Annotated in this window: 11 protein-coding genes; 9 read left to right on the forward strand and 2 right to left on the reverse strand. The window is 53.0% G+C overall.

Features of this window, described 5'->3' with window-relative positions:
• Together ulaB and ulaA are read right to left on the reverse strand one after the other, a co-directional pair.
• Positions 1-309, reverse strand: a complete 309-nt coding sequence (gene ulaB, locus ACM5QY_RS03320; protein WP_104923679.1) for a PTS ascorbate transporter subunit IIB — start codon at positions 307-309, stop codon at positions 1-3.
• Positions 310-323: 14 nt separating this feature from the next.
• A complete protein-coding gene (gene ulaA / locus ACM5QY_RS03325; protein WP_416119190.1) occupies positions 324-1727 on the reverse strand; it encodes a PTS ascorbate transporter subunit IIC in 1404 nt (467 codons plus the stop codon).
• Positions 1728-2133: 406 nt separating this feature from the next.
• Between ulaA and ulaG the strand changes: the two genes are divergently transcribed.
• The 9 genes from ulaG to glpD all read left to right on the forward strand — a co-directional run bounded on the left by ulaG (position 2134) and on the right by glpD (position 11177).
• The gene (gene ulaG / locus ACM5QY_RS03330; RefSeq protein WP_165060948.1) at positions 2134-3198 is read left to right on the forward strand and encodes an L-ascorbate 6-phosphate lactonase; all 1065 of its coding nucleotides are present in this window, start codon (positions 2134-2136) and stop codon (positions 3196-3198) included.
• A gap of 112 nt (positions 3199-3310) precedes the next feature.
• The gene (gene ulaR, locus ACM5QY_RS03335; RefSeq protein WP_416119191.1) at positions 3311-4066 is read left to right on the forward strand and encodes an HTH-type transcriptional regulator UlaR; all 756 of its coding nucleotides are present in this window, start codon (positions 3311-3313) and stop codon (positions 4064-4066) included.
• 84 nt (positions 4067-4150) lie between these two features.
• A complete protein-coding gene (glpE, locus tag ACM5QY_RS03340; RefSeq protein WP_416119192.1) occupies positions 4151-4471 on the forward strand; it encodes a thiosulfate sulfurtransferase GlpE in 321 nt (106 codons plus the stop codon).
• A 150-nt stretch (positions 4472-4621) separates the two neighbouring features.
• Positions 4622-5812, forward strand: coding sequence for a trans-sulfuration enzyme family protein (locus ACM5QY_RS03345; RefSeq protein ID WP_416119193.1), 1191 nt, complete (start codon positions 4622-4624; stop codon positions 5810-5812).
• A gap of 120 nt (positions 5813-5932) precedes the next feature.
• Positions 5933-6421 (forward strand): helix-turn-helix domain-containing protein, encoded by a 489-nt coding sequence (locus ACM5QY_RS03350; protein WP_416119194.1) that lies wholly within the window; start codon positions 5933-5935, stop codon positions 6419-6421.
• Positions 6418-7686: a type II toxin-antitoxin system HipA family toxin gene (locus ACM5QY_RS03355; RefSeq protein ID WP_416119195.1), complete on the forward strand. Its 1269-nt coding sequence runs from the start codon at positions 6418-6420 to the stop codon at positions 7684-7686. The genes ACM5QY_RS03350 and ACM5QY_RS03355 overlap by 4 nt, the downstream gene beginning before the upstream one ends.
• Positions 7687-7788: 102 nt before the next feature.
• Positions 7789-8619: a rhomboid family intramembrane serine protease GlpG gene (glpG, locus tag ACM5QY_RS03360; RefSeq protein WP_416119196.1), complete on the forward strand. Its 831-nt coding sequence runs from the start codon at positions 7789-7791 to the stop codon at positions 8617-8619.
• A 9-nt stretch (positions 8620-8628) separates the two neighbouring features.
• Positions 8629-9387 carry a DeoR/GlpR family transcriptional regulator gene (locus ACM5QY_RS03365; RefSeq protein WP_104923688.1) on the forward strand — a complete coding sequence of 253 codons (759 nt, stop codon included), beginning with the start codon at positions 8629-8631 and terminating at the stop codon, positions 9385-9387.
• A gap of 278 nt (positions 9388-9665) precedes the next feature.
• The gene (gene glpD / locus ACM5QY_RS03370; protein WP_416119197.1) at positions 9666-11177 is read left to right on the forward strand and encodes a glycerol-3-phosphate dehydrogenase; all 1512 of its coding nucleotides are present in this window, start codon (positions 9666-9668) and stop codon (positions 11175-11177) included.
• Positions 11178-11311 lie beyond the last annotated feature (134 nt).

The raw sequence follows: 11311 nt of genomic DNA on the forward strand, positions 1-11311 counted from the left end.
TTACTTTTTCAGCGACGTCGGGAAGTGGGCGTTAATGACTTCCATGACCTTCGGGCCGAAATCCGCTGCCGAAAGCATGTTGCGCACACCCACGACGTATTTGTTGCCGCTGACGGTGATTTCGTCAGCAACGTGCGTGGACGCCACAATAATGTCCGCGCCACTCAGCTCAGATTTGTACTCACCGACTGCGCAGCTGTTCATGGTGTGATCCACGCCTTCCTGTGTCAGGAACTGGCCAATTTTCATCTTCATGATCATCGAACTGCCTTGCCCGCAACCGCAAACTGCCAGAATTCGTACTGTCATGGGAACCTCGTTGATTAGTGGGAAGTGGACTCATTAAGAGCTTGTTTTTCGGCATCTTCTTCGGCGCGAAGCGTACGGCCGGCGAAGAACATATACAGCACAGCGATCACGGCAATAACGCCCATGAAGGCCATGCCAACGCTAAAGAATCCCTGCATCATTGGCGGTGCCAGAATTGACCAGTCGGCCATGCCCATCCAGGCGCTGAGGCCGGTCAGTTTGATGGCCCAGACGCAGCCGAAGATTTCGATCATTCCCATCACCAGACAAATTTTCAGCGCAGCGCGCCAGCCACCGAAGTGGTTAGCAAATACGCCGATGGTGGCGTTAGAGAAGAACATCGGGATAAAGCCGGGAATGATCATGATGGAAGAGCCCACGCCAAACAGAATGGCGACGGCAATCAGCTGGCCGATAGTGCCCCACATAAAGCCCCAGACCACGGCGTTCGGCGCGAAGCTGTAAATCGCCGCGCAGTCGATAGCCAGAACGGCACCAGGAATTAAGCGTTGGGAAATACCGTTAAAGGCTTCAGTCAGTTCAGCGACGAACATCCGCACGCCCTGAATGATGATGAAAATGGCAACCGCAAACATCAGCCCGGTTTGCAGGATGTAAATTGTCCAGTGTGTTTTACCGGCCATTTTTTGCAGCGTATCGAGTCCGAACGAGCTGAGGATAATGCCGAAGAACACGGTCATCACGATGGCGGTGGAAACGATATTGTCGTGGAAAATATTCAGCCAGCCGGGCAGTTTGAGGTTTTCAACGCTGTCCTCTTTTTTGCCGAGATACGGCGCAACTTTACAGGCAATCCATGACGCAAACTGCTGCTGGTGTCCGATAGAAAAACCACTGTTTTCGGTCACGGACTGCGTCGGTTTGTACATCATGTTGGAGGTAATCCCCCAGTACAGCGAAACCAGAATCGCCGTCGACCAGATGGTGGTCCACATCGGCCAGCCGATAATGTAAAAGAAAACGGCAATCAGCCCCGCCTGCTGGAACATGATGTGGCCCGTCAGCATGATGGTGCGGATGCCGGTAATCCGGCGAAAAACCACCATCAGGATGTTCAGCGCGAGCGCGATAAGGACCGCATAGCCGACCCAGCTGTAGGCATCGCCCATGCGTTCTACCGTCGCCATCATTGAGGCGTAGGTGTCAGAAATCGCGCCGTTAATGCCGTAGACTTCCGAAAGTTTGGCCACCACAGGTTTGAATGTGCCCGTCAAAATGCCGGATCCCGCCTGCAGCAACATAAAACCGATGATGGTTTTGATAGTGCCTTTGATGATAACCGTCGCGCTCTTCCTGAGCAGGATGTAACCGAGCATGGTCACAAGCCCCAGCAATAACGGCGCGTTGGTCATTACCTGATTAAAAAATACGGTAAAGAGGGTGTAGAGGAATTCCATAAAACTCTCCGTCTGACCTTGTTTGATCTCTTCAGCGCAGGACTCTGCACTAAACAGTGAGGGACAGATGCACTCTAATGCTCACATTAAATCAGATAAAGATTCATAATGATTATTTGTGAGCGGTCTCGCAAGATATCGTCATCCCATCCTTCACGGGATAACGCGATAAATTAATATTTTGTATATTTATCATGTGAATAAACAAATATTTTCATGACCTACCTTTCCTGCTTATTCCGTTACCTTGCCTTATTACCGCCAATAACCGGTCAAAAAAACGCCAATGAAAATCATTGTCATGACAAAATTTCGATGATAAGTTTCTCACAATCAAATCATATTTAATCATTAAATGATTTATTGTGATTTAATCATTCAAACCAAACTCAGATGAGGGAATACAATGAGCAAAGTAGAAACGATCAGCCGCGAATCCTGGATCCTCAACACGTTCCCGGAATGGGGCACCTGGCTGAACGAAGAAATCGAGCAGGAAAAAGTCGCGCCAGGCACTTTTGCGATGTGGTGGCTGGGCTGTACGGGGATTTGGCTGAAATCTGAGGGCGGCGCGAACATTTGTGTCGACTTCTGGTGTGGCGTGGGCAAGCAAAATCACAGCAGCCCGCTGATGAAAACCGGCCACCAGATGCAACGCATGGCAGGCGTGAAAAAGCTGCAACCGAACCTGCGTACCACGCCGTTCGTGCTTGATCCGTTTGCGATCAGAGAGATCGACGCCGTCCTGTCCACCCACGATCACAACGATCATATTGATGTGAACGTCGCGGCCGCCGTGATGCAAAACTGCGCTTCCGATGTGCCGTTTATCGGCCCGCAAACCTGCGTGGATTTGTGGATCAGCTGGGGTGTACCGAGAGAACGTTGCATCGTCATGACGCCGGGCAAAGTGGTGAAAATCAAAGATGTGGAAATCCACGCGCTGGACTCTTTCGACCGCACGGTACTGATCACCCTGCCTGCCGACCAGAAAGCCGCGGGCGTTCTGCCGGACATGATGGATCAGCGCGCGGTGAATTATCTGTTCAAAACGCCGGGTGGAAACCTCTATCACAGCGGGGATTCGCACTATTCCAACTACTACGCGAAACACGGCAATGAGTACAAAATTGACGTCGCACTGGGCTCCTACGGCGAGAATCCACGGGGTGTGACCGACAAAATGACCAGCGTCGATATGCTGCGTATGGCGGAATCGCTGAACACCAAAGTCGTGATCCCGTTCCACCATGATATCTGGTCGAATTTCCAGGCGGATCCGCAGGAAATCCGCGTGCTGTGGGAGATGAAAAAAGACCGCCTGAAATATGGCTTCAAGCCCTTCATCTGGCAGGTTGGCGGCAAATTCACGTATCCGAATGACAAAGACAATTTCGAATATCACTACCCGCGTGGATTCGAAGATTGCTTTACGACAGACACCGACTTACCGTTTAAATCGTTCCTCTAAAGCATTGTGAGAAAAGGCGGAGACTATTCTCTCCGCCTTTTCAGAAACAATGTTATTCGCATTACTGCTCGTTTATAATCACGCGGTAATCATTCATTCCCGCGGAGACACCATGACAGAGCCACAACGCCACAATGCCATCCTTGATCTTTTGCAGCGTCAGGGCCAGATTTCTGTCGCTGATATCATTGATCATTTTGATATTTCACCGGCCACTGCGCGTCGCGATATTACGAAACTTAATGAGTTGGGAAAATTGCGCAAAGTGCGCAACGGCGCTGAAGCCGTTAACCAGCCGCGCCAGAACTGGACTCCGCTTAATATTCACCAGACCCATAATCTCAACGAAAAAATGCGTATCGCCAAAGCCGCGGCCGAATTGTGCCAGCCGGGCGAAAGCGTGGTGATTAACTGCGGCTCAACCGCGTTTTTGCTCGGGCGCGAAATGTGCGGGAAAGACATTCAGGTGATCACTAACTATCTGCCGCTGGCCAATTACCTGATTGAACAGGAGCACGACAGCGTGGTCATTATGGGCGGGCAGTACAATAAAAGTCAGTCGATTACGCTGGCACCGCAGGATGGCGACGCCAGTCTGTACGCCGGGCACTGGATGTTTACCAGCGGCGCAGGGCTGACGCCAGACGGCCTGTATAAAACCGATATGCTGACCGCAATGGCCGAACAGAAGATGCTGAATTACGTCGGAAATCTGGCGGTACTCGTCGACAGCAGCAAAGTCGGGCAACGCGCAGGTATGCTGTTCAGCCGCACGGAACAAATCAATGTGCTGATCACCGGTAAAGAAGCCGATGTCGAAATTATCGAAAAATTACGCCTTAAAGGTGTGAAAGTGATTTTGGTTTAACCTTTATCCCTGCAATCCATCGGGTCTTCGTCAGGCAATTATTAGGTAGAATGGCGGCATAACATTTTATGAGGCTCGATCAGAATGGAACAATTTGAAGCAATCAGCGTTGAACAGGCGCATACCCGTCTGAAATCCGGCGAAGCGGTGATGGTCGATATCCGTGACCCGCAAAGTTTTGGTGCCGCACATGCGCCCGGCGCATTCCATCTGAGCAATGAAAGCATGCGCGCCTTTATGGAAAAGGCCGATGCCAAAACGCCGGTTCTGGTCATGTGCTATCACGGCATCAGCAGCCGTGGCGCGGCGCAATTCCTGATAAGTCAGGGGTTTGAGTCTGTTTACAGCGTTGACGGCGGCTTTGAAGCCTGGTCACAAACCTTCCCGCACGATATCGAAGCCTGATCCCCTTCTCTCCGGCGCAGACCAGAGTCTTCAAAAACCGAGTCTTTATAACCAGGCTATCCGGTTTGCGCCGAAAATGTTCTTAAGCCGAAAAAGCTACCTTTCTCCAGTGTTGATATAATTTCCGCCTACTATCGACAGGATTTCAAGATGAAACAACTGAACACAACACGTTCTCTGGGCATGCGTACACTCGCCGTTCACGGTGGCCAGCAGCCCGATGCCCAGACCGGTGCCGTCGCGACACCGATTACAGCCTCTTCCGCGTTCTCGTATCCGGATTTTGACAGCGGTGCGCGCCGTTTCAGCGGTGAAGAACCGGGCTACATGTACAGCCGTTTTGCTAACCCGACAGTGACAGTTTTCGAGCAGAAACTGGCCGCGCTGGAAGGCGCAGAAACCTCCGTGGCCTGCGCAAGCGGCATGGCGGCGATCAGCGCAACATTATTTGCCCTGCTGGTGCCGGGCGATGAAATTATTCATGTCGGCACGCTGTACGGCGGAACCGAAGGCGTGGTGCGTAATCTTCTGCCACGTTATGGCATCAAACCGGTTCACGTCGCAAACGTCGGCGAGCTGGAAGCCGCGTTCACGAAAAACACCAAAGTCGTGCTGGTTGAGACACCGGCAAATCCGGGTCTGGACATTGCCGACCTGGCGGAAATCGCGCGTTTATCCAAAGCAGCTGGCGCAATCAGCGTGGTGGATAATACCTTCGCGACGCCATACCTGACGCGTCCGCTGGCGCTGGGCATCGATATCGTTCTGCATTCGGCGACCAAATACATCAGCGGTCACGGCGATGCGACCGGCGGCGTGGTGGCCGGTTCTGCGGCATTCATTACACCAATCCGCACACTGAGCCTGAAACAGTTCGGCGGTTGCCTGAGCCCGTTCGAAGCCAGCTTATTGATCCGCGGGCTGAAAACCCTGCCATTGCGCGTGGAAGCCAGCTCACTGAGCGCACAGGCTGTCGCGGAATTCCTCGACGGCCACAGCGCAGTCGGCACAGTATTTTATCCGGGGCTGCCGGAACATCCGGGCCATGCCGTCGCGGCGCGTCAGATGAAACTGTTCGGCGGGATTATGGCGATTGAGCTGAAAGGCGGGCTGAACGCTGCACGGACTTTCCTGGATAAACTGAACATCATCACGCAGGCGGTTTCTCTCGGCGATACCGACTCGCTGGCCTGTCATCCGGCCTCGACCACTCACAGCGCCGTCGCGCCGGAAGTCCGCCGCCAGAGCGGGATTACCGACGGGCTGGTGCGCATCAGTATCGGTATCGAAGACACCGACGACCTGATTGCCGATCTGGAACAGGCGCTGGAAGGGCTTTAATTCTCCGTTTCTTTAGCGCGCCACATCACAACTTCGGCGCATCAATGTGTAATTATTATGGCGATATTCGTGTAATATCGCCATAATAGTGACAGTTTAGCTTCCACATTGGCTGCGCCCATGCCCAGAAAAACATCTCCATTACTCCCGGCAACAGAATCACTATTAGTGGCATTTGGTGAGCGCCTTCGTCTGGCGAGATATCGCCGTAAGCTGACCGCGGCACAGGTCGCAGAGCGGGCGGGGATGGTTCCGATGACACTGCGAAATCTTGAACGTGGCAGTGTGGGGGTGACCATTGGTGCGTATCTCGCTGTCATGCAGGTATTAGGTGTGGAAGAAGATTTAAATCTTCTCCTGAAGGATGATCCCTTCGGGCGTCAGTTGCAGGATGCCAAATTGCTGCCCGGCAAACCTGCGCCACGCAAACCTCGCGCTAAAAAAACGCCCATATCAATAGCGGCTGATCAACAACCTTTAAATCCTGTTGATCCTGATGAGCAAAGTCACTGGGCAGATGAAGATTTCCTCAGCGCAGAATCTTTAGCCTCACTGCTCACCCGTGATGAAAAGACGGACAAGAATAAGAAAAAAAGGACTAAAAAATGACGGTAAGGATAGCCGTGTACGCTGACTGGGAGCCACTTGCTGCGCCTTTGCGCCTCGGTTTCCTGAATGTGCATCAGGCCGCCGGGCGTGAAGTGTTTGCCTGGGAATTCGACCATCAGGCACTGGTACATCCTGACTTGGCTAATCTCCAGCTCGATCCCTGGATTGGCCTGTTCACCGGCCCGCAATATCCCGCACAAGGCCAGCAAATTTTTGGCGCCTTCGCCGATAGCAGCCCTGACCGCTGGGGCCGGTTGTTAATGAAAAGGCGGCTGGAACGTGAAAAACGTGCAGGATTAGCGATTGCCACACAGCGACTGCATGAATCCGACTATCTGCTCGGCGTTCATGATAATTACCGCATCGGTGCGCTGCGCTTCAGGCTTAATGATGAAGGCCATTTTCTGGATGACCGGCACGATGTCGCCGCTCCGCCTTTCATACAAATTCGCGAGCTTGAGGCCGCCAGCCTCGCGCTGGAAAAAGATAGTGAAAATCTGGCCCCGGATGCAGATGAATGGCTTCGGTTGCTGATTGCGCCGGGCGGCTCTCTCGGCGGCGCACGCCCCAAAGCCAGCGTCTGTGCACCAGATGGTCATCTCTGGATCGCGAAATTCCCCAGCATTAATGATGAATACAACGTTGGCGCGTGGGAACTGGTCGTCAATACGCTGGCAAAAGCCTGTGGCCTGAACGTGCCCGAAAGCCTTGCCCGCCGTTATGCCAATCCCCATCACTGTTTTTTAGTGAAACGTTTTGACCGAACATTGCGGGGCCAGCGTAGACACTTCGCTTCGGCGATGACTCTGACCGGGCACCAGGATGGCGAAGACGCGTCCACCGGTGTCAGTTATCTTGAACTGGCTGCTGTGCTCATTAATCAGGGCGCACAGCCGAACAGGGATTTGCGTGAACTGTGGTCACGAATTGTTTTTAACTTGCTGGTTTCCAATACTGAAGATCACCTGCGCAATCATGGTTTTCTGCTGGAACCGGGAAAAGGTTGGCGGCTTTCACCGGCGTATGACATGAATCCGGTGGCGCAAAGTGCAGGATTAAAACTGAATATCAGCGAAGCCGATAACGCTATGGATCTGGATTTAGCGCTTTCTGTCGCGCCAGTTTTTCGGATTTCAAACAGTGATGCACAGGAGATTATTCGTCACTGCCAGCAAATTGTCAGACAGTGGCCGACCCTTGCCAGCAAAATTGGGGTGTCTTCCCGTGAGCAAAATGCGATGTCGTCAGCATTTAGGTTAGCATGAGCCTGTTAACCATGATGATGCTGACAGATAATCAGGTGACGAATACATCGCTATGTGAAATGAAATTTACAAATCAAACAATTAGGGAAATCACTTAACGCTATGGTGCGCATTCTTAACCTGAACAACCCTCGCCTCGCTCAGGCCTTTGTCGATTACATGGCCACGCAGGGCTTTACGCTGACAATTAAACACGAAAGTCAGGAAGTCCAGCTCTGGCTGGAAGACGAATCACGTCTGGAAGAAGCGGAGAAGCAGGTCGCGCTGTTTGTTCGTGACCCTCTTCACCCCCGCTATCAGGCCGCCAGCTGGCAAACCGGCAAAGCGCAGCCGGGTTTACATATGTCCCATACCCCCTTTATGAAAACGCTGCGCAGCCGTGCAGGCCCGCTGACGATTGGCATGATCGTGCTATGTATCGCCGTCTATATTCTTCAGCAGATGGTCGGTTTTGAGCAGGTGATGGACTGGCTGGCATGGCCGGACAGCTCGCGGTATTTGCAGGTCTGGCGCTGGTTTACGCCTGCTCTGATGAATTTTTCATTATTTTCATTGCTCATCAATCTGGCCTGGTGGTGGTATATGGCCAGTCAGATTGAACAGCATCTCGGCAGCGGAAAATTATTCACCGTTACGCTGATTGCGGCGCTGATCAGCGGCTGGGGCCAGTCGATGGTCAACGGTTCGTGGTTCGGCGGTTTGTCCGGCGTGGTCTACGCTCTGATGGGTTATGTCTGGCTGACCGGTGTGTTGAAACCCGAAAGCCGGTTGTACGTTCCCGGAGGATTACTGGCTATTTCGCTGATCTTCATGTTCATCGGCTATGCCACAGGGGGTGCAGCGGTAGCCAATGCTGCCCACACATTCGGCCTGGGTCTGGGTCTGGTGATGGCATTTGTTGATACGCGCTCACCGCGCAAAAAACGCAAGTAGGGGATTTGGGTGAAACAAACACAACGCCATGACGCGATTATCGAGTTAGTTCGCCAGCAGGGTTATGTCAGCACCGAAGAACTGGTTGATCATTTTGCGGTCAGCCCGCAAACCATCCGCCGCGACCTCAATGATCTGGCTGAACAGAACAAAATCCACCGGCATCACGGCGGTGCAGCGCTGCCGTCGAGTTCCGTTAATGCGGCCTATAACGATCGCAAAGTGATGTGGTCAGAAGCGAAAGCGCGCATTGCTCAACGCGTCGCGGGCCAGATCCCCGACGGTTCCACGCTGTTTATCGATATCGGCACCACGCCGGAAGCGGTGGCGTACGCACTGCTCAATCATAAAGATCTGCGGATTGTCACCAACAACCTGAACGTGGCGACATTGTTCAGCGCCAAAGACGATTGCCGTCTGTTCCTCGCCGGTGGCGAAGTCCGCGCCCGCGACGGCGGTGTGATGGGTGAAGCGACGCTCGATTTCATCTCTCAGTTCCGCCTCGATTACGGCATTCTCGGCATCAGCGGCATTGATATGGACGGCTCGCTGCTCGAATTCGACTATCACGAAGCGCGAACCAAGCGCGCGATTATCGAAAACTCCCGCTGCGTGATGCTGGTGACTGACCATTCCAAATTTGGTCGTAACGCGATGGTTAACCTCGGTAAAATGGATTTGATTCACTATCTGTTTACCGACAAACAGCCGCCGGAGAGCGTGAAGCAAATCATCGATAAGTACGACGTACACCTCGAGCTTTGCTGATTTCCGGGTCTTTCAGGGAGCGCCGCCTGTGCGCTCCTGTTTTATCTCCCTTCCCAGCCTCTGCGTAAAACGAACAATTTCGAAAAATTCCACGCGCTGTTGCGTTCGGTTTTGTCTTCACACTACCGTTTTGCGCGTGACTGACACAAAAATGTTACCTTCATCACGCATAATTGTTTTTATTTGGTTAACTCTTGGCTTGTTTGTCGAATCTCGATTACAATCGTGAGCGAAAACGAACATAAAAGAGCTATTGCGAACATCTGGAGGAAGATGACGTGGAAACCAAAGACTTGATCGTAATTGGTGGCGGTATTAATGGTACCGGCATCGCAGTCGATGCAGCTGGCCGCGGGCTGTCTGTTCTGCTGCTTGAAGCGCAAGACTTGGCCTGCGCGACCTCTTCGGCCAGTTCTAAATTGATCCACGGTGGCCTGCGTTACCTGGAACACTACGAATTCCGTCTGGTCAGCGAAGCGCTGGCTGAACGTGAAGTGCTGTTAAAAATGGCACCGCATATTGCCTTCCCGATGCGTTTCCGTCTGCCGCATCAGCCGCATTTGCGTCCGGCCTGGATGATCCGCGCCGGTTTGTTCCTGTACGACCATCTGGGCAAACGTACCAGCCTGCCCGCCAGTAAAGGCCTGAAATTCGGCAGCGAATCGGTACTGAAGCCAGAACTGACCAAAGGTTTTGAATACTCAGATTGCTGGGTTGACGATGCGCGCTTAGTCGTCGTGAACGCGCAGGAAGTCGAAGAGCGCGGCGGCGAAGTCCGTACCCGCACCCGCGTCACCCGTGCATGGCGTGAAAACGGTTTGTGGGTGGTGGAAGCCGAAGATATCGATACCGGCAAAACCTTCACCTGGCGCGCCAAAGGTCTGGTGAATGCCACCGGCCCGTGGGTAAAACATTTCTTCGACGACGGCCTGAAGCTGAAATCGCCCTACGGCATTCGCCTGATCAAAGGCAGCCATATTGTGGTTCCGCGCGCGCACAATCAGCCACAGGCTTACATTCTGCAAAACGAAGATCACCGTATTGTGTTCGTGATCCCGTGGCTGGATGAATTCTCGATCATCGGCACCACCGACGTGGAATATCACGGCGATCCGAAAGACGTGAAAATCGACGATAACGAAGTGAGCTATCTGCTGAAAGTGTATAACGACCACTTTAAAAAGCAGCTGACCACGGAAGATATCGTCTGGACTTACTCCGGCGTTCGTCCGCTGTGCGACGATGAGTCCGATTCTCCGCAGGCGGTCACCCGCGATTACACGCTGGATGTTCACGATCAGGATGGCAAAGCGCCGCTGCTTTCGGTATTTGGCGGCAAGCTGACTACCTACCGTAAACTGGCCGAGCACGCGCTGGAAAAACTGGTGAAGTACTACCCGAAAGCCGGCCCGGCCTGGACGAAAACCGCCGTTCTGCCTGGCGGTAAGCTGAATGGCGATCGCGATACGTACAGTGCAAATCTGCGCAACCGCTTCAAATGGTTGCCGGAATCACTGGCACGCCGTTATGCGCGCACCTACGGCAGCCAGACGGAACTGTTCCTGAATGACGCGACCGGCATCGAATCGCTGGGCGAAGATTTCGGTCACGGTTTATATGAAGCCGAATTGCGCTATCTGGTGGAAAAAGAGTGGGTTTCACAGCTCGATGACGCCATCTGGCGTCGTACCAAACTCGGTATGTGGCTGGATAAAGCGCAGCAACAGCGCGTCGCCGAATGGCTGGAAACGCACAAACAGCAGAAGAAACATTTGTCGCTGGCGTCTTAAAAGCGACTTCAATCCGCTCCCTCCCCTGCGAAGGGGAGGCATGGGGTGAGGTATTAAGGTCAAAAAAACATATTTTAAGTGAGCATAACCCACTGTTTTGTCGCCTAAACCCCCTCCCAGCCTCCCCCTTCGCA

The organism is Rahnella sp. PCH160, from assembly GCF_047784855.1.
Classification (GTDB): Bacteria; Pseudomonadota; Gammaproteobacteria; order Enterobacterales; family Enterobacteriaceae; genus Rahnella.

Bases quoted from the DNA above. Each gene is read 5' to 3' on its own strand.
- ulaB (WP_104923679.1), bottom strand. From the start codon at position 309: ATGACAGTACGAATTCTGGCAGTTTGCGGTTGCGGGCAAGGCAGTTCG.
- ulaA (WP_416119190.1), bottom strand. From the start codon at position 1,727: ATGGAATTCCTCTACACCCTCTTTACCGTATTTTTTAATCAGGTAATG.
- ulaG (WP_165060948.1), top strand. From the start codon at position 2,134: ATGAGCAAAGTAGAAACGATCAGCCGCGAATCCTGGATCCTCAACACG.
- ulaR (WP_416119191.1), top strand. From the start codon at position 3,311: ATGACAGAGCCACAACGCCACAATGCCATCCTTGATCTTTTGCAGCGT.
- glpE (WP_416119192.1), top strand. From the start codon at position 4,151: ATGGAACAATTTGAAGCAATCAGCGTTGAACAGGCGCATACCCGTCTG.
- ACM5QY_RS03345 (WP_416119193.1), top strand. From the start codon at position 4,622: ATGAAACAACTGAACACAACACGTTCTCTGGGCATGCGTACACTCGCC.
- ACM5QY_RS03350 (WP_416119194.1), top strand. From the start codon at position 5,933: ATGCCCAGAAAAACATCTCCATTACTCCCGGCAACAGAATCACTATTA.
- ACM5QY_RS03355 (WP_416119195.1), top strand. From the start codon at position 6,418: ATGACGGTAAGGATAGCCGTGTACGCTGACTGGGAGCCACTTGCTGCG.
- glpG (WP_416119196.1), top strand. From the start codon at position 7,789: ATGGTGCGCATTCTTAACCTGAACAACCCTCGCCTCGCTCAGGCCTTT.